We start from the raw sequence: 16,822 nt of genomic DNA on the forward strand, positions 1-16,822 counted from the left end.
GTTAAGCCGACGATTGCAAAATAGGCAAGGCCTGGCTTATAAGGGAAGTATTATAATCGTTGTCATTTATGAGGGTTGGGCTTATAGTAGGGGCATGCGACTAACAGATACTCTTGAGAAGGCATTCAACGACCAGATCACTATGGAGCTCACCGCTTCCCACGTCTACCGCCAGCTGGCAATCGAGCTGGATCTGCTGGATCTCTCCGGCATGGCAGAGTGGATGCGTGCACAGGCGGATGAGGAAGTTGATCACGCGAACCAGTTCATCGCACACCTCGATGCTCGCGACAACCACCCGCAGATTGGTGCTGTCGACGCACCGGAGGTGAAGGTCACTTCCGCAATCGATGCATTCCGCATCGCTCTTGAGCATGAAGAAAAGGTTTCGGCATCTATCCGTAACCTTCGCAAGCTTGCTGATAGCGAGGGTGATCTCGACTCCCGCCCGCTGCTGGACAGCTTCGTGGTTGAGCAGATTGAGGAAGAGGACACCGTGCGTGGCATCATCGGCCGCCTGGAGATTGTCGGCGACAACGGTGCTGGCCTGCTACGTATCGACCGGGAGCTTGGCGCTCGCGACGCAGCTTAATATCGAGCTCGGTTCACAGTTTCGATAGAAATGACCGCCCCAGGCACTTATCCCTGGGGCGGTCATTTCTATTCAGCTGGAGTATCAATTGATGGGCTTGGCGTCCAGGCAAACCGAGATTTGTGGAGCGGTTCTGGGTTGACCATCCATAGCCTTTAGACGAGCGAGCTGCTCAGCAGAGCTCGCCGAATTGGGAAACCTGCCAGCCGAGACGCCTGCCGGACAACATTTTTCCTGCTTAACCCAGGGGAGCGGTAGGACTCAATGAAACTGGTTGCCTAGCAAAGGTTAAACGAAAACCCCCTCCCGGATACCCGGGGAGGGGGTTAGTCTGAGCGGATGACGGGACTCGAACCCGCGACCCTAACCTTGGCAAGGTTATGCGCTACCAGCTGCGCTACATCCGCAAATACGCTCGCCCATAAGGGCTTACGTGGTGCGCGATACTAGGATTGAACTAGTGACCTCTTCCGTGTCAGGGAAGCGCTCTCCCACTGAGCTAATCGCGCTGGGGTAAAAGCTATATAGAAGCTTTCAAGCGCAACCCCCTTCCAGGAGAAGGGGGTTTTGCACTGAGCGGATGACGGGACTCGAACCCGCGACCCTAACCTTGGCAAGGTTATGCGCTACCAGCTGCGCTACATCCGCAAATACGCTCGCCCATAAGGGCTTACGTGGTGCGCGATACTGGGATTGAACCAGTGACCTCTTCCGTGTCAGGGAAGCGCTCTCCCGCTGAGCTAAACGCGCATTACATCGAAACCGGTAAGGAATCTCTGCTGAGGTGGAAACGGGAATCGAACCCGTGTACACGGCTTTGCAGGCCGTTGCCTCGCCACTCGGCCATTCCACCGTGAGGCTGCCGCCTCAGTGGTTGCCTCGAAGTTATACCACAGAGCTTAACTTCTTGAGAAACCAGAGCGGATGACGGGACTCGAACCCGCGACCCTAACCTTGGCAAGGTTATGCGCTACCAGCTGCGCTACATCCGCATCACGTTGCAAGAAGAGCGAAGAAGAATCTCAATTGCTCTCTTGCGGTGCGAAAGATACTTTAGCGTGCTTGTGCGATTGATTACAAATTACCAGGTGAACATCTGTATTGTGCCTGTGGGCGTAGGGCTAAAGGCCAACCTTTGATGCCTCTGAATCGCAACGATGTCATTTATTCGCTTTCGTGGGTTGGTTACTGGGGGCTATCGAGTCGCTATCGTCATGGAGTTCCATCGGTGGGGTAATAAATCGTCGAACTGCGGAATCGCAAACGCAATGAAACTCAATTAGGGAAATTCCCAAAACGCGTGCTAACTTATTCCGCAGAGCAGCAAAGGCATAATGCTTTTCTGTCCGAGTCCCATAGCTCAGTGGAAGAGCGTTCCGTTCACACCGGAAAGGTCGCTGGTTCGAACCCAGTTGGGACTACTATTTAAAACCCCGGTCGACGCATCGTATAAAAACTGCGCGGCCGGGGTTTTGCTGTGTGACCTGAACTATATTCGTCCCTCTCGGGAACTTTTCTGGACTACCATCCGACAATAGGTATAAGGGCAGCGGTCAGACTACTGCTGTTCTTCTCGAACTGTCCCGCTTAAAGGAGTTGAACTGTTCTAGTGAGTCCCCGGGTCGCTTCAAGCGAAACGTTTCGGTTCTCAAAGTCGAGTTTCCGGCGTGCAGTAGCCGCCGCTGCGGCGCTTGTAGTCTTTGCAGGTGCGTCAGTTATTAATGCTGGCCCCGCGCATGCTCACGATTCCGTGCTGTCGTCTAACCCAGGCGACAAGCAGGTTCTCGATGAATTTCCGCACCACGTTTCTCTCAAGTTCTCCGGCAACCCCAAGAACAATTTCAACACCGTTGCAATTAGTGATGCAGATGCCAAGGAAGTCCTGTACTCCCACGAGCCAGAGGTAGTGGGTAACGAGGTCTCTTTGGATATTCCTGAGGAGATTAATCCAGGCCCTGGCAACTACATCATCGGTTTCCAGATTACGTCCTCGGATGGCCACTCCACTCGGGGTAAGACCACTTTCTCAGTGGCTGATCCGGATGCTGCTGGTGCAGCCGAAGCTGGGGCAGAATCTCGTCAAACCGGTGCGCACGCCGAGGAAACGAAGTCAATACCGCTATGGGCTTATGGCCTCGGTGGTGGACTCATCGTCATCATCGCCGCTGTCGTCATCGTTATTAATCGAAAGGCAAAATAGATACATGAAGCTCAATCGCACTGCAACTGCACTGATCGCTGGTTCCGCAGCCCTGACCCTTGCTCTGGCAGGTTGCTCGTCCGACGATAACACTGCTGCTGAGGTGACTGAGTCCGCAACCTCCGCTGCGACCGAGGCTACCTCTGAGATGGAGAAGAGCGATGCTGCTGTGCAGCTGGCCGATGCCTACATCAAGGAAAAGCCGGCTGACAAGGGCATGACCGCCATCTTCGGTACGCTGACCAACAACACCGATAAGGACATCAAGGTTTCCTCCTTCAAGCTTGAGGGGCTGAAGGAAGGCACGAAGTTCGAGCAGCACGACACCAAGGACGGCAAGATGTTCGAGGTGCCGGAAGGTTTGACGATTCCGGCTAATGGCGAACTCGTTCTCGAACCGGGTAGCACTCACTTCATGATTATGGACAATGATGAAGCTATGGATGTGGGAGCTGAATACAAGCTCGTCATTGAGCTTTCCGACGGCTCTAGCATTACCCAGGACGTTGAGGTTCGCGTCCAGCCAGCAGGTGAAGAGGACTACGGTAATGACGGTGACCTGAACAACCCAGAGCACATGGGCGGCGGTGAGATGGATCACTCGGGTCACTAATTCTTGTGACACGTTGGTCAAGTAATCGCTCGTCGTAAAGCGGGCGTGAGCTCAGGTACGTCGAGGAATTGACTAACTGGAATCTAATGGTGGCAGAAGCGCTGGAGTTTGGCAGGTTATTGCAGCATATGCAACGAACTCCGGCGCTTTTCTTTTTCCGAAAAAGGTTATCGATACGGTCGAATTGGATAGGCCAGTGGTTGCGTTGAAGCCATTGAAAAATCGGCGGATTTCCAGCCATCTCATGGGCTCCAGTTTGAAGTAATCAGAAAGGTAAGAGTGCACAAAATGTCCGAAGGCTTTTCCAGAAGGCGTTTTCTTGGCGGGCTCGGCACCGCCGCAGGAGCTTCAGCGCTCGCCCTGGGGGCGCCGGAAGCCCAGGCGATTGGGTTGGAACGTCCACAGGAAGAGCCGCCGAAACCGCCTTTGCAGACAGCAACCGTACCTTTTGATGGCGCCCACCAGGCGGGGATTGCGACGCCCGCACAGGCGAATCTATGGCTAATTGCCTTCAACGTGAGGAAGGGGGTCGATCGCAATCGCCTCCAAAACCTCATGCGTGCCTGGACGGATGATGCCCGCCGAATGACAGCCGGCAAGGCTACTCGAACGGACTTGGAACCTGAGCTCATGGGGAGTCCGGCCAATCTGACTATCACAGTTGGATATGGGGAGAATTTCTTCACAATCATCGATAGGGAAGACCAGAAGCCTGAGTGGCTGGGAGATCTGCCAAAGTACGTTAACGATGAGCTCCGCCCGGAGTGGAACGGCGGAGACCTGTGCCTGCAGATTTGTGCGGACGACCCAGTAATGGTCTCCCATGCGGCCCGAATGATGATCCGAAATGCAGGTTCTTATTTGGATGTTCACTGGGTGCAAGCTGGTTTCCAGCACGCCAATGGTTCTACGCAGGAAGGCGAGACCCCGCGCAATCTCTTCGGTCAGAAGGACGGTACGGTCAACCCGCGCACTCGTGAAGAATTCGACAAGCAGGTGTGGATTGATAATGGTCCGGATTGGTTGCGGGGCGGTACAGCGATGGTTGTCCGCCGTATCGAAATGGATATTCCAGGCTGGGATGTGTTGGACCGCGAAAGCCGCACTGTTATTACCGGCCGAGATATCGGCACCGGCGCGCCAATTGGAGGTAAGGACGAGTTTGAGACCGTCGACCTGGCGAAGACTGATGAATATGGTCTGCCTCTGACGGATCCGAACAGCCATGTTGCGCTGTCAATGCCTCCGAAAGAGAAACCTAATCAGCGGATTCTGCGACGGGTCTACAACTATGACCTGCCACCGGAACCGAATGGTCGATTCGAGACCAACACCGGCCTGGTATTCATTTGTTTCCAGAAGGACCCGTTGGAGCAGTTCAATCCGATTCAAGAGCGGCTGTCCAAGAACGACCGTCTCAATCAGTGGATTTTCCACATTGGATCCGCCGTGTTTGTTATGCCACGAGGAACTTCTGAGGAGGAGTACTGGGCCCAGGACCTTTTCGAGGCCTGAGTTTTGACCGTGCGGTAAAGTGTGTGAACGACTGACGAAGGTCACCAGGTATGTGATTTTCGAAGACACTTTGAAAAGGAGTACACGCACGCCGTGTCAGAAGAATTTGCAACCCCAGCACCGTTTTCCGTGCCCGCAGGAGTTTCTGCGGGCGAGGCGATGAGAGACCTGGGTTTCCCGAACAAGGGCGTTGACGCCATCGTTTGTGTCCGCGACTCTGAAGGCAATTTGAAGGATTTGTCCTTTAAGCCAGAAGTGGAAACCGTCTTCGAGCCCGTTCCGGCGAATACTCCGGACGGTCGCGATGTCATCCGCCACTCTGCGACTCACGTGATGGCTCAGGCCGTGCAGTTGGAGTTCCCTGGGACGAAGCTGGGCATTGGCCCTGCCATCGACAATGGTTTCTACTACGACTTCCGTGTCGATGAACCTTTCTCGCCGGAGGATCTCAAGCGCATCGAAAAGCGTATGAAGAAGATCATCAAGTCTGGTCAGCGGTTCGAGCGCTTTGCGTTCGAGTCTGCTGATGAGGCGCAGGAAGCGCTTGCCGACGAGCCGTATAAGCTCGAGCTGATTGTTGAAAAGTCGGCCGGCAAGGTGTCCGAAGATGATGAGGCCAATGTCGACGTCGGTGGTGCAGGTACGACCTTGACCGGCTACCGCAACGTCAATCCGCGTACCGGCGAGACCGAGTGGTTTGATCTTTGCCGCGGCCCGCACGTGCCGACCACTCGCTACATCCCTGCTTTTAAGATCACGCGTTCTTCCGCTGCGTACTGGCGGGGTGACCAATCTCGAGATAACCTGCAGCGTGTTTACGGCACTGCGTGGGAGTCCAAGGAAGCGTTAGACGAGTACCTTGACCGCATGCTCGAGGCTGAGAAGCGCGATCACCGCCGTTTGGGCTCCGAGCTGGATTTGTTCAGCTTTCCGGATGAGATTGGTTCTGGTTTCCCGGTATTCCATGTCAAGGGTGGCATCATCCGCAACGAGATGGAGCAGCACTCCCGTCGCCGTCATATCGAAGCGGGCTATGACTTTGTGAACACGCCGCACGTAACTAAGGGTGACTTGTTCAAGAAGTCTGGTCACCTGGACTTCTACGCGGATGGCATGTTCCCGCCGATGCAGCTCGACGGCGAATATGACGAACACGGCAACTGCACCAAGGCTCCGCAGGACTACTACGTCAAGCCGATGAACTGCCCGATGCACAACCTCATTTTCGCATCGCGTGGTCGCAGCTACCGTGAACTTCCGATTCGTATGTTCGAGTTCGGCACCGTCTACCGCTACGAGAAATCAGGTGTTATCCACGGTCTTACCCGAGCCCGTGGCTTTACGCAGGACGATGCCCACATCTACTGCACCGAGGATCAGCTGGAAGAAGAGCTCACTAGTGTCCTCGACTTCATCATCTCGCTTCTGCGTGACTACGGCCTGGATGACTTCTACCTGGAGCTGTCTACGAAGGACGAAAAGAAGTTCGTCGGCTCGGATGAAATTTGGGAGAAATCCACAGCTATTCTCCAGCGTGTTGCCGATGCTTCTGGCCTCGAGCTCGTTCCTGATCCGGGCGGAGCCGCTTTCTATGGTCCGAAGATTTCCGTCCAAGCCCGCGATGCCATCGGCCGTACTTGGCAGATGTCGACGGTACAGCTCGACTTCAACCTGCCGGAGCGCTTCGAGCTCGAGTACACCGCACCTGACGGAACCAAGAAGCGCCCGATTATGATTCACCGTGCGCTTTTCGGCTCCATCGAACGTTTCTTTGGCGTCCTATTGGAGCACTACGCAGGTGCTTTCCCGGCTTGGCTGGCTCCGGAACAGGTTGTTGGTATTCCGGTTGCGGATGACTGTATCCCACACCTGGAGGACTTTGCTGCACAGCTGAAGTCTCGTGGCATCCGCGTCCACGTGGATACGTCCGATGACCGCATGCAGAAGAAGATTCGCAACCACACCCAGGCCAAGGTTCCGTTCATGATTCTGGCTGGTGCCCGCGATATTGAGGCAGGTGCCGTCAGCTTCCGGTTCCTCGATGGCACCCAGATTAACGGGGTGGCAGTTGAGAAGGCTGTGGACATCATCTGTGATTGGGTTGCTTCGCGGAATAACGAACAGCCGAACAAGGAGAATGTCTCTGCTCTCTAGAGGTCGTTAACGCTCTCTAATTCGACCGCGTTGTTTTAACTGGTGAACCACGCGTGGTAATCCAAAGAAGTTAACCGCGAGGTCGTAAACTACAGCAGAGAAATATATGTGGTCGGGGCTTGAATGGGTCCCGGCCACGCAACGAAGGGGATGGCAGTGAATCAGTCGGGAAGTGAAGAGTTGCCTCCGCAGCAGCAGGGCAATGCCGGCCAGCAGAAATCGTCTGATGGCGTATACGTCGACAGCGGTTACGGCGAACCGGATCGGCTCACGCGCTTATGGGCACCGTACCGGCTGGATTACATCGTCAAGCGTGGTGTGCATAACTCCAAGCCATCCCGTAACCCCTTCGTTGATTTGCCGAAGCAAAGCGATGAGGAAGCACTCATTATCGCTCGCGGCGAGTGGGTGTACGCCGTTTTGAATCTGTTCCCGTACAACCCAGGGCACCTCATGGTGGTTCCATATCGCGAAGTCGCCAACCTTGAGGACTTGACCGACGAAGAAACAGCCGAGATGATGCGATTTGCCAAGCACGCGGTTCGTACTCTCAAATCGGTTTCGCGTCCGCACGCCGTCAATGTAGGTTTCAACTTGGGCAAGGCCTCCGGCGGTTCGGTCGCCGATCACCTGCATATGCACGTCGTACCGCGCTGGTCGGGTGACAGCAATTTTATGACCGTGATCGATGGCACCAAAGTGTTACCGCAGGCTCTTCGTCAGACTCGCGAGTTGCTTGCCGACGGCTGGCGTGCCCTTAATCGAGAGGATGGGGCAGCATGCTGAGTGTCCGTGGCAGGGCTCCAATCCGCCCAGTAGTTGAACCGATTGCCGCTGCACTTTTGCGGGTCGGCATTAGCCCGAACACGGTCACCCTGGTGGGAACGGTAGTTTCCGTTCTGCTTGCGGTAATCCTGATTCCTACCAACCATCTTTTCGCAGCTGCGGTGTCAATCGCTATTTTCACTGCTTTTGACCTGCTCGATGGCACGATGGCCAGACTTCGAGGGCAGGGAACGAAATACGGAGCGACGCTGGATGCTTCCTGTGACCGCATTACGGATGCTGCACTGTTCGGGGCGATAGCGTATTGGGTGGTGTATCACCATGACGCGGATTCAGTGCTGCTTATTCTGACACTGATCACTATGGGATCTTCCCAGGTCATTTCCTACGTTAAGGCTCGGGCAGAAGCTAGCGGCCTCAAGGTCAACGGCGGTCTCGTCGAACGTGCGGAGCGCCTGATTATCGGTCTAATCGGCATTGGGCTCCAGGGGCTTGGCGTGGACTATGCCCTCTACGTCGCAATGTGGCTCCTGGCGATTGGGTCGGTATTCACCGTCGTTCAGCGCTTGTACATGGTGGCTAAGCAGCCAGGAGGGTTGGATCCCATGGCCCCGCCAGAAGGCGCAGCTGATAGTTCATCTATCAACCCCGACTCTGCTACGAAGTCCACGGGTTCGGCTGATTCCAACAACTAAAGGAGGATACGATGACTAGTTTCTTCCTGCCTCGCTCGAAAGATGATTTCGTTGCGCTCGGCTATATGGCCGGGTGGAAGATTTTTGGTCTGCTGCCGGAACGCTTGGCCTACCGTATCGGCAACATTGCCGCCGATCGGGTAGCAGCAAATCCCGCGACTACCCGTCAGCTTCGCAAAAACCTGGCTCGCGTTATGGGCTGTCCGCCTGAGGAAGTGCCGCAAGGGCTTATTCGGGCTTCCATGCGTTCCTATCTACGTTATTGGGTGGAGGCATTCCGGTTGCCCTCCATCGCGTCGCCAGAGTTGGCAGACACGGTCGAATCCACCAGCGATGGGCTTGAACGAGTTGCTGAGGCCCTCGAGACAGGAGATTCCATCGTTATCCCACTGCCGCATTCTGGTAACTGGGATATGGCAGGTATGTGGCTCGTTTCCCGCCATGGTCGGTTCAGTACCGTGGCGGAACGGCTAAAGCCAGAGGTGCTTTACGACGCTTTCGTGGAGTACCGCGAATCTCTCGGATTCCACATTCTCCCGCTTACCGGTGGCAAACCTGCGATGCCAGAACTCCAGAAGCGATTGGAAGAAGGTGGCGTTGTGTGCCTGCTGTCTGATCGTGATTTCGGCGGCCACGGGGTCCCGGTCACTTTTTTCGGCGAGCAGACGACAATGCCGGTCGGCGCGGCAAAGCTGGCACAGGACACGGGCGCTCGGCTTATGCCCGCCGGTCTGTCCTACACGCGCGATGGTTGGCGTTTTGTAGCGCATCCATTTGTGCCGACCGAGGGGCGCGAGCTGGCCGACATCGTCCAGGACATCGCTGCTGTTTTTGAATCTGATATTGCTCAGCATCCAGCGGATTGGCACATGATGCAGCCACTGTGGCCGGCGGATAAGAAGAGGTCAAAGTAGCCGTGCGAATCGGAATGGTGTGCCCGTACTCGTTCGATGTCCCAGGTGGTGTTCAAGCTCACGCGATTGACTTGTGTGAGGAGTTCATCCGTCGAGGCCACGAGGTCAGTCTTATCGGCCCGGCTAGCGCGCAGGCGGACGTGCCGGATTTCGTTGTTCGAGGTGGTGCCGCCATCCCGATTCCGTATAACGGCTCAGTCGCTCGGCTGTCTTTTGGTCCCCGCACGAGCCGTCGAGTCCGCACATGGATCGAGGAAGGTAGCTTTGACATCCTTCATATCCATGAGCCGAATTCGCCCAGTTTTTCGATGTTGTCGTTAGTGAACTCGGTCGGGCCAATTGTCGCGACCTATCACTCGGCGGCGACGGACTCCCTGGCATTGAAGCTGGCCACGCCATTTTTGCGGAAGTACCTCGAACGCATTCGGGGAGGTATCGCTGTCTCGGAAGTGGCGCGTCGCTGGCAGGTTGAGCAACTCGGCGGTGACCCGGTTCTCATTCCCAATGGTGTCCGTGTTGGTGATTTCGAGTCCTGCCCGGACGCCTCATCGCTGCCCGAGATTCCGCTACGGCGTGGGGGTTTCTATCGTCTTGTGTTCCTCGGACGTTTCGATGAATCCCGCAAGGGCTTTGACGTTCTGCTCGACGCCCTGCCAGCAATACGTGCGGAGATTCCACAGCTTGAGGTCTGCGTTGTCGGTGATGGTGATGTCGCGGCAGCTCGTCGTAAAGCGGGCAAAAACGCAGATGTCCTGCATTTCGTCGGCAGACTATCGGAGGATGCTAAGGCATCAATCCTCGCTGATGCGGATGCGTACATTGCCCCGCAGCGTGGTGGAGAGAGTTTCGGCATCGTGCTGGTAGAGGCGATGGCGGCGGGTGCGCCGGTGATCTCCAGCGACATCGATGCGTTCAAACTCGTGCTTGACGACGGCCATTACGGGCTTCACTTTGAAAACGGTAACTCCGCAGACCTTGCGGATGCAGTCGTACGCCTTTTGACGCAGCCAAAGTTGGGGGAGGAGCTTCGCGCACTCGGGCATGAACGGGCTTGGGAGTATGACTGGTCGCAGGTCGCCGACGGCGTTCTGCGTGTGTACGATACGGTGCGCATGGATGGCGAAAAGGTCGTCATTGCGCCATAGAGATTTCCGTCGTGTTAGCTGATTAAACGCAGCGGAGTGAAAGTGGGTTTTCGGTGGACGTAACCGTTCCAATCTGGGTCGTTGTCCTAGTCATTGCGCTGATTGTCGTACTCGTTAGCGGTTTGGTGGCTTCATCGACAGCGACGCGTTTGAACCGTATGCACATTCGCACGGACTTGGCGCGTTCTTCACTGGAAGCGGCGTTGGGGCGAAGGGCCGCAGTCGCTCGTGCCGCCTACCCGGAACTCGCCGGCGTAGTGACGAAGGTGGAAGCCACACCACTTAGAGCCAACAACACTGGACAGCGCGCAGACGTGGAAAACGAACTGACTAGGAAAATTGTGGCGCTCTATGAGGAACAGCCCGTGGACCGAACGATGGCAATTGAGCTTTCTGACGCCCACACGCGGCTCGAGCTCGCCCGCCGTTTCTACAATGATGCGGTGACGGATACGAAAGCACTGCGAGCCAGGCCGCTAGTACGCGCGCTGCGGCTGGCGGGCACTGCACCCGAACCGGAATATTTCGATGTTGCAGACGGACTGACAACTGCTTAATTGTGGGAAAATTCGCTGTTGTGCTGGAAGTTCGCCGTGTTTTGTGACTCAATGAACAGCACTGTCTAGTTCAGGCGTTATAGTGTTAAACGACTACAAACGGTCACATTCACCAGTTTTATTAGGGAAGTAGGGTTCGTTGAGCACGGTTGAGAACAACTCCGGGCAGGGCACCGCACGCGTGAAGCGCGGTTTCGCTGAGATGATGAAGGGCGGCGTCATTATGGACGTCGTTACGCCGGAGCAGGCCAAGATCGCTGAAGATGCCGGCGCAACTGCCGTGATGGCGCTGGAGCGTGTCCCCGCCGATATTCGCGCAGAGGGTGGCGTGTCGCGTATGTCTGACCCGGACATGATCGAGGGCATTATCAATGCCGTCTCCATTCCGGTTATGGCCAAGGCCCGAATCGGCCACTTTGTTGAGGCACAGGTTCTGCAGTCCCTCGGTGTTGACTTCATTGACGAGTCCGAGGTTCTGACCCCGGCCGATTACTCGAACCACATCGACAAGTTCGAATTCACCGTGCCTTTCGTCTGTGGTGCGACCAACCTGGGTGAGGCTCTGCGCCGCATCAACGAGGGCGCTGCCATGATTCGCTCCAAGGGCGAGGCCGGTACCGGTGATGTCTCCAACGCTGTGACTCACATGCGCACCATCCGCGCTGAAATTAACCGTCTGCGTTCTATGGCTCCGGACGAGCTCTACGTTGCCGCCAAGGAGCTGCAGGCACCGTACGAGCTGGTACGCGAGGTCGCTGAGACCGGTAAGTTGCCAGTCGTGCTGTTCACCGCAGGAGGCATTGCAACTCCGGCTGACGCTGCAATGATGATGCAGCTCGGTGCCGAGGGTGTCTTTGTTGGTTCCGGTATCTTCAAGTCCGGTGATCCGGAGAAGCGCGCCAAGGCTATCGTCCAGGCAACCCAGCACTACGATGATCCGAAGGTCATCGCTGATGTCTCCCGCGGTCTCGGCGAGGCAATGGTCGGCATCAACGTCGACGAGATTCCGCAGCCGCACCGACTCGCTGAGCGTGGCTGGTAAAAATGGCTAACATCCGCGAGGTATTAGATCTGGAGCAGATTGACCGGGACATTTTCCGTGGCCCAGTCATTAAGTCAATCCTGCAGCGCACTTTCGGTGGCCAAGTTGCCGGCCAGTCCCTCGTCGCGGCGACGCGCACGGTGGGTAATACCTTCGCGGTGAACTCCCTCCACGCCTACTTTGTAGGCCCGGGCCGCCCCCATATCCCGACGGTGTACATGGTCAAGCGTATTCGCGACGGCCGGTCTTTCTGCCACCGATCCGTCGAAGCTGTGCAAGATGGCCGTACGATTTTCGTCATGCAGGTCAGCTTCCACCGTAAGGGGGATGAGGGACTCGAGCACTCTGACGTGATGCGCAAGGTGCCAGATCCTGAAGACGTGGTCACCGACACCTCTGAGATGACGAACACACGTCGTCTACTAATGCGCGAGTGGGCGGACTGGGATATCCGGGTAGTGCCGAATGATCAGTTCGAACACAACAAGTACACCCCGTCCCAGCAGCTGGTGTGGTTCCGGTGCAAGGATCGCCTGCCGGATAACGAGACCTTCCATGTCTGCACGCTGGCGTATATGTCGGATATGACTTTGCTGTCATCGGCACTCGTTCCGCATCCAGGCGTTGAGGTCCAGGAAGCCAGCCTCGACCACGCGATGTGGTTTATGCGTCCGTTCCGTGCGGATGAATGGCTGCTCTACGACCAGATTTCGCCATCGGCGCACGCGGGTCGCGCACTGACTCACGGTCGCATCTTTAACCAAAAGGGCGAGCTCGTGGCCGTCGTCACGCAGGAAGGGCTGACCCGAAGCCTGGCCCCGGGTGTCGAGCCCGTGCCAGTGGCGACGAACTTCGATGCTCGCAGTGAGAACCTAGATTAATGACACAGGAAACAATCGGTATCCTCGCTCTTCAGGGCAACGTTGCCGAACACGGATATGTGCTTGACCAGCTCGGCGTCCCGCACCGAAAGGTGCGTTTGCCGCGCGACTTGGAAGGACTTAGCGGGTTAATTTTGCCCGGCGGCGAGTCCACAACCATGAGCAAGCTGATGGTCTTCAATGAGCTTGAAGACCCGCTGCGGGAAGCCCTCCGCGATGGGCTTCCGGCATATGGCACCTGCGCCGGCATGATTTTGCTTGCCGACGAAGTGCTCGATACCCGTCCGGATGCCGTTAGCCTGGGGGCGATTGACATCACGGTCCGTCGTAACGCATTTGGCCGGCAAGTGGATTCTTTCGAAACTGACTTGGATATTCCGCAGCTGGCGATCAGCGGTGACCAGCCGCCTGTGCACGCTGCCTTTATTCGCGCACCGTGGGTCGAGCGTGTCGGTGATGATGTTGAGGTGATAGCGCGGGTGCCAGAATCGGCTGGAGAGACCGCAGGTACAGTGGTCGGAGTACGGCAGGGGGCTGCGATGGCCACCAGCTTTCACCCGGAGTCGACGGGGGAGACGCGGCTCCACGAGTTCTTTTTGCGAGAGCTTGTCGGCATTTAAATCCCCGGTTTGTATAATGAACACCTGACGAATTCCCATCTACATGGGTATTGACGAGAGGAATGGTAGGAACTAGCACATGGCGGGTCATTCAAAATGGGCAACCACAAAGCACAAGAAGGCTGCTAATGACGCCAAGCGCGCCAAAGAGTGGGCAAAGATGATCAAGAACATCGAGGTCGCGGCTCGTACCGGCGGCGGTGATCCTGCTGGTAACCCCACCCTCGATGACATGATTAAGAAGGCCAAGAAGGCCTCGGTTCCCAACGACAACATTGAGCGTGCCCGCAAGCGTGGTTCCGGCGAGGAGTCCGGCGGTGCTGACTGGGAGACGATTGTCTACGAAGGTTACGCACCTGGTGGTGTCGCTTTGATTGTGGAGTGCCTGACTGATAACCGTAACCGTGCTGCTTCCGATGTGCGCTCGGCGTTCAACAAGAACAACGGCAACATGGCAGACAACGGCGCCGTGGCTTACCTGTTCGAAAAGAAGGGTGTCGTCGAGCTGCCGAAGGGCGAGCTGACCGAGGATGACCTGCTTATGGCGGTTCTCGATGCTGGTGCAGAGGAGGTCAACGACCTGGGCGAAAAGTTCGAGGTTGTCTCCGCCTTTACCGATCTGATGAATGTCCGCACCGCTCTTGTCGATGCCGAAATGGAGTACGACTCCGCAGATCAGGACTACCGCGCTTCTACCACGGTGGCTCTCGATGCTGACGGTGCACGCAAGCTCTTCCGTCTGATTGACGCTCTCGAAGAGTCCGACGACGTGCAGAACGTCTACTCGAACGCCGACATCAGCGACGAGGTTATCGCCGAACTCGACGACTAGGCGTTTGCTTGGCGACGGTTCCGCTGACCGGCTTCCCGGCGTTAAAGGGGTGCCCCCGCAGGGTAGTCTGCAGCGCTGAATTGCGCGGCGAGCTGGTGTGAATGGAAGATCCCCATCGGAGAATCGTCCGATGGGGATTTTTTTGGGGAAAAATTACGGGCTGCGCGTGTGAATACGGGCTGCAAATGTGAAACTGTGCAGGTTTATGTCACTTTCAGACGATTTTTCAGGTCATTTTTGTCATAAACGCAGTCAGTAACTCGCATTGGGGTAAGTAGCGAAGGGTGCCCGCCCGCCGACGCGCCGGTCGACACGCCAGGCGGACATATTTTTGTCTATTAAACCGATTTTGGTTTCTGAAAGTTTTAGTTGAACCGTTTTAGGAGAACCACTGAGTCGGAGGTCCGGCCATCAGCAACAGTGTGAAGACCACGACGAGAACAATGAGGATGACGAATGCCGAGATAAACGGGCGGCGAATAATCATCGCGAGTGCCCACTCGAAAATGTCCTGTGGCTCCTCGGATTCGTCGGTAAAGCGCCAGGGCCGATCCAAGAGGCCTGCCTTCAGGGTGTTTCGTTCAAACGGATAGGTTGCGAATGGAATGATAGAAGAGGCGAGGCCGATGACACCGCGGCCAAAGCTCCACTGCTGGTTGATCCACACCATGATGGTGGTGACTACGTAGCACAGGAACGTAAAACCGTGGATGCCGCCGAAGATGGTGGTGGCGATGTCAGTGACTTTGAACAGGTACTTCAGTGCCAGCCCCAAGAGCAGCAGAGCCCACGTGACCATTTCAGCTGCAGCGAGAACGCCGTAGAGCTTCTTCGGTGAATTCATGGTGTTAAACCTATCAGAATCAACGGTTGGTACCCCGTGTAGCTACGATACAAACAGCTGTTCGAAATGTGGTATTAGTGGAGAGGTGAATTATCGAGCTGGATCTCTGCGGGTGATGGGTATCGACCCTGGCCTTACTCGTTGTGGTCTCTCCATTGCGGAAGGTGCTCAGGGCAGGAAAGTCATTCCCATTGCGGTGGGGGTCGCCCGCACACCAACCACGGCATCGTTGGAGGATCGTCTTCTACGGCTTTCCAATGCCGTGGAGCAGTGGATGGATGAGTACGAGCCGGACGTGGTTGCGATGGAACGGGTATTCGAGCGCGGCAATGTGTCCACCGTAATGCAGACTGCGCACGCGGTTGGTGTCCTTGTCCTCGCTGCGGCGAGACGCGGTTTGGAAGTGCATATGTACACGCCGTCGGAGGTAAAGAAGGCGCTTACCGGCAACGGTCGGGCTGATAAGAAGCAGATGACCATGATGGTGACGAGAATCCTCGGGTTGGAAACTCCGCCAAAACCTGCGGACGCAGCGGATGCGTTGGCCATCGCTATCTGCCACTGTTGGCGTGGTCCGGTTCTGCAACGCCAGCGCGACACCTTGGCTGCGCTTGCTAAGCAACACGAGGAGCGGGAGTTGGAGCTTTCTCGCCGTGAGAATCCCTCGCGGTAGGGGAGCCTGCTAGAGCACACTTGTGAGTTCGGCGTTTATCTCGGTGTCTTTCGGGAAGCCGTAGTGAAAGGAATTGTGAGAAGTGATTGCATCTCTACGCGGTGAGGTTATCGATCTCGGTGCGGACTATTGCGTTATCGAGTGCGGTGGTGTCGGGCATTTGGTCACCATTACGGGCAGGTTAGCTTCTCAGTTGGTGAGGCATGAGCAGACTTTCATGTTGACCACAATGGCGGTTCGTGAAGATGCGATTACGCTTTTTGGTTTTGCCAACTCGCAGGAACGTGAGATGTTTGCGCTCTTGCGCACTGTCTCAACAGTGGGGCCAAAAGTAGCGATGTCTGTTCTATCGGTACTGTCGCCGGCCGAGATTGCCAATGCGGTTGCCTCAAAGAATGCCAAGGCCCTCCAGGCGGCTAACGGCGTCGGCAAGCGATTGGCGGAGCGCCTGTTGGTTGAGTTGAAGGATAAGGTCGAGGTTTTCGCGGATAGGGCGGTATCCCAGCCGGAGGAAGCTGCAAGCGGAGCAGCGCCTGGCATTGTTTTGAAGGCAGATCTGGATCAGGTCGTTGGTGCTTTGGTCGGGCTTGGGTTCCCGGAAGCTGATGCGAATGAGGCAGCGGAGACTGTTGTTCGGATTGATCCGACCTTGGATACATCAATGGCGCTGAAGGCGGCGCTAAAGACATTGGGCGAAAAGTAAATCCAGGTCGAGGACCTGCAGCTACATTGATGATGAAAAATGGCAGTGCACTAGGA

General features: G+C 56.2%; 17 protein-coding genes and 7 tRNA genes. 17 read left to right on the forward strand and 7 right to left on the reverse strand.

The annotated features are described in order from the left end of the window. Positions 1 to 94 precede the first annotated feature (94 nt). On the forward strand, positions 95 to 592 hold the full coding sequence (locus HMPREF2820_RS02015; protein ID WP_005509579.1) for a ferritin: 498 nt from the start codon (positions 95 to 97) through the stop codon (positions 590 to 592). Positions 593 to 926: 334 nt separating this feature from the next. Here the strand turns inward: HMPREF2820_RS02015 and HMPREF2820_RS02020 are convergent. The 6 genes from HMPREF2820_RS02020 to HMPREF2820_RS02045 all read right to left on the reverse strand — a co-directional run bounded on the left by HMPREF2820_RS02020 (position 927) and on the right by HMPREF2820_RS02045 (position 1,584). Beyond that, positions 927 to 999, reverse strand: a tRNA-Gly gene (locus HMPREF2820_RS02020). 27 nt (positions 1,000 to 1,026) lie between these two features. Beyond that, positions 1,027 to 1,101: transfer RNA gene (locus tag HMPREF2820_RS02025), tRNA-Val, on the reverse strand. 66 nt (positions 1,102 to 1,167) lie between these two features. Next, positions 1,168 to 1,240, reverse strand: a tRNA-Gly gene (locus tag HMPREF2820_RS02030). Between the two features lie 27 nt (positions 1,241 to 1,267). Further along, positions 1,268 to 1,342: transfer RNA gene (locus tag HMPREF2820_RS02035), tRNA-Val, on the reverse strand. A gap of 32 nt (positions 1,343 to 1,374) precedes the next feature. Then, positions 1,375 to 1,445 (reverse strand) — tRNA-Cys (locus tag HMPREF2820_RS02040). A gap of 66 nt (positions 1,446 to 1,511) precedes the next feature. After that, a tRNA-Gly gene (locus HMPREF2820_RS02045) sits at positions 1,512 to 1,584 on the reverse strand. A gap of 357 nt (positions 1,585 to 1,941) precedes the next feature. On the opposite strand from HMPREF2820_RS02045, the gene HMPREF2820_RS02050 reads away from it, so the two are divergent. The 14 genes from HMPREF2820_RS02050 (at position 1,942) to HMPREF2820_RS02115 (ending at position 14,546) form a co-directional block, all read left to right on the forward strand. After that, positions 1,942 to 2,013 (forward strand) — tRNA-Val (locus HMPREF2820_RS02050). A 188-nt stretch (positions 2,014 to 2,201) separates the two neighbouring features. Beyond that, positions 2,202 to 2,792: a copper resistance CopC family protein gene (locus HMPREF2820_RS02055; RefSeq protein WP_070602533.1), complete on the forward strand. Its 591-nt coding sequence runs from the start codon at positions 2,202 to 2,204 to the stop codon at positions 2,790 to 2,792. Between the two features lie 4 nt (positions 2,793 to 2,796). Continuing rightward, positions 2,797 to 3,405: a copper chaperone PCu(A)C gene (locus HMPREF2820_RS02060; protein WP_005511497.1), complete on the forward strand. Its 609-nt coding sequence runs from the start codon at positions 2,797 to 2,799 to the stop codon at positions 3,403 to 3,405. Between the two features lie 288 nt (positions 3,406 to 3,693). Continuing rightward, positions 3,694 to 4,920, forward strand: coding sequence for a Dyp-type peroxidase (locus HMPREF2820_RS02065; RefSeq protein ID WP_070602536.1), 1,227 nt, complete (start codon positions 3,694 to 3,696; stop codon positions 4,918 to 4,920). Positions 4,921 to 5,079: 159 nt separating this feature from the next. After that, a complete protein-coding gene (thrS, locus tag HMPREF2820_RS02070) occupies positions 5,080 to 7,074 on the forward strand; it encodes a threonine--tRNA ligase (protein ID WP_246822146.1) in 1,995 nt (664 codons plus the stop codon). A gap of 150 nt (positions 7,075 to 7,224) precedes the next feature. Continuing rightward, positions 7,225 to 7,860, forward strand: a complete 636-nt coding sequence (locus tag HMPREF2820_RS02075; RefSeq protein WP_070602540.1) for an ATP adenylyltransferase — start codon at positions 7,225 to 7,227, stop codon at positions 7,858 to 7,860. Then, positions 7,854 to 8,555 carry a phosphatidylinositol phosphate synthase gene (gene pgsA / locus HMPREF2820_RS02080; RefSeq protein WP_070602542.1) on the forward strand — a complete coding sequence of 234 codons (702 nt, stop codon included), beginning with the start codon at positions 7,854 to 7,856 and terminating at the stop codon, positions 8,553 to 8,555. Before HMPREF2820_RS02075 ends, pgsA begins: the two co-directional genes overlap by 7 nt. A gap of 11 nt (positions 8,556 to 8,566) precedes the next feature. Then, the gene (locus tag HMPREF2820_RS02085) at positions 8,567 to 9,469 is read left to right on the forward strand and encodes a phosphatidylinositol mannoside acyltransferase (protein WP_070602544.1); all 903 of its coding nucleotides are present in this window, start codon (positions 8,567 to 8,569) and stop codon (positions 9,467 to 9,469) included. A gap of 2 nt (positions 9,470 to 9,471) precedes the next feature. After that, complete coding sequence (locus tag HMPREF2820_RS02090) at positions 9,472 to 10,614, forward strand: glycosyltransferase family 4 protein (protein WP_070602546.1); 1,143 nt, start codon at positions 9,472 to 9,474, stop codon at positions 10,612 to 10,614. 53 nt (positions 10,615 to 10,667) lie between these two features. Beyond that, complete coding sequence (locus HMPREF2820_RS02095; RefSeq protein ID WP_016422677.1) at positions 10,668 to 11,171, forward strand: hypothetical protein; 504 nt, start codon at positions 10,668 to 10,670, stop codon at positions 11,169 to 11,171. 139 nt (positions 11,172 to 11,310) lie between these two features. Next, positions 11,311 to 12,213 carry a pyridoxal 5'-phosphate synthase lyase subunit PdxS gene (gene pdxS, locus HMPREF2820_RS02100; protein ID WP_049172998.1) on the forward strand — a complete coding sequence of 301 codons (903 nt, stop codon included), beginning with the start codon at positions 11,311 to 11,313 and terminating at the stop codon, positions 12,211 to 12,213. A 2-nt stretch (positions 12,214 to 12,215) separates the two neighbouring features. Then, on the forward strand, positions 12,216 to 13,094 hold the full coding sequence (locus tag HMPREF2820_RS02105; protein ID WP_049193681.1) for an acyl-CoA thioesterase: 879 nt from the start codon (positions 12,216 to 12,218) through the stop codon (positions 13,092 to 13,094). Next, positions 13,094 to 13,714, forward strand: a complete 621-nt coding sequence (gene pdxT, locus HMPREF2820_RS02110; protein ID WP_070602548.1) for a pyridoxal 5'-phosphate synthase glutaminase subunit PdxT — start codon at positions 13,094 to 13,096, stop codon at positions 13,712 to 13,714. The genes HMPREF2820_RS02105 and pdxT overlap by 1 nt, the downstream gene beginning before the upstream one ends. A gap of 79 nt (positions 13,715 to 13,793) precedes the next feature. After that, on the forward strand, positions 13,794 to 14,546 hold the full coding sequence (locus HMPREF2820_RS02115; RefSeq protein ID WP_049172992.1) for a YebC/PmpR family DNA-binding transcriptional regulator: 753 nt from the start codon (positions 13,794 to 13,796) through the stop codon (positions 14,544 to 14,546). 379 nt (positions 14,547 to 14,925) lie between these two features. Here HMPREF2820_RS02115 and HMPREF2820_RS02120 read toward each other — a convergent pair whose 3' ends face one another. After that, on the reverse strand, positions 14,926 to 15,390 hold the full coding sequence (locus HMPREF2820_RS02120) for a DUF3817 domain-containing protein (RefSeq protein WP_049193684.1): 465 nt from the start codon (positions 15,388 to 15,390) through the stop codon (positions 14,926 to 14,928). A gap of 115 nt (positions 15,391 to 15,505) precedes the next feature. Here HMPREF2820_RS02120 and ruvC point away from each other — a divergent pair, with 115 nt between their 5' ends. Both ruvC and ruvA read left to right on the forward strand, forming a co-directional pair. Next, the gene (gene ruvC, locus HMPREF2820_RS02125) at positions 15,506 to 16,063 is read left to right on the forward strand and encodes a crossover junction endodeoxyribonuclease RuvC (protein WP_048731311.1); all 558 of its coding nucleotides are present in this window, start codon (positions 15,506 to 15,508) and stop codon (positions 16,061 to 16,063) included. 82 nt (positions 16,064 to 16,145) lie between these two features. Next, positions 16,146 to 16,766 carry a Holliday junction branch migration protein RuvA gene (gene ruvA, locus HMPREF2820_RS02130; protein ID WP_048731308.1) on the forward strand — a complete coding sequence of 207 codons (621 nt, stop codon included), beginning with the start codon at positions 16,146 to 16,148 and terminating at the stop codon, positions 16,764 to 16,766. The last annotated feature ends 56 nt before the right edge of the window (positions 16,767 to 16,822 follow it).

This window comes from Corynebacterium sp. HMSC064E08 (assembly GCF_001811805.1).
In the GTDB taxonomy this organism is placed as follows: Bacteria; Actinomycetota; Actinomycetes; order Mycobacteriales; family Mycobacteriaceae; genus Corynebacterium; species Corynebacterium jeikeium_D.

Coding starts and splice junctions, on each gene's coding strand:
- HMPREF2820_RS02015 (WP_005509579.1), top strand. CDS start 95: ATGCGACTAACAGATACTCTTGAGAAGGCATTCAACGACCAGATCACT.
- HMPREF2820_RS02060 (WP_005511497.1), top strand. CDS start 2,797: ATGAAGCTCAATCGCACTGCAACTGCACTGATCGCTGGTTCCGCAGCC.
- HMPREF2820_RS02065 (WP_070602536.1), top strand. CDS start 3,694: ATGTCCGAAGGCTTTTCCAGAAGGCGTTTTCTTGGCGGGCTCGGCACC.
- thrS (WP_246822146.1), top strand. CDS start 5,080: ATGAGAGACCTGGGTTTCCCGAACAAGGGCGTTGACGCCATCGTTTGT.
- HMPREF2820_RS02075 (WP_070602540.1), top strand. CDS start 7,225: ATGGCAGTGAATCAGTCGGGAAGTGAAGAGTTGCCTCCGCAGCAGCAG.
- pgsA (WP_070602542.1), top strand. CDS start 7,854: ATGCTGAGTGTCCGTGGCAGGGCTCCAATCCGCCCAGTAGTTGAACCG.
- HMPREF2820_RS02085 (WP_070602544.1), top strand. CDS start 8,567: ATGACTAGTTTCTTCCTGCCTCGCTCGAAAGATGATTTCGTTGCGCTC.
- HMPREF2820_RS02105 (WP_049193681.1), top strand. CDS start 12,216: ATGGCTAACATCCGCGAGGTATTAGATCTGGAGCAGATTGACCGGGAC.
- pdxT (WP_070602548.1), top strand. CDS start 13,094: ATGACACAGGAAACAATCGGTATCCTCGCTCTTCAGGGCAACGTTGCC.
- HMPREF2820_RS02115 (WP_049172992.1), top strand. CDS start 13,794: ATGGCGGGTCATTCAAAATGGGCAACCACAAAGCACAAGAAGGCTGCT.
- HMPREF2820_RS02120 (WP_049193684.1), bottom strand. CDS start 15,390: ATGAATTCACCGAAGAAGCTCTACGGCGTTCTCGCTGCAGCTGAAATG.
- ruvC (WP_048731311.1), top strand. CDS start 15,506: ATGGGTATCGACCCTGGCCTTACTCGTTGTGGTCTCTCCATTGCGGAA.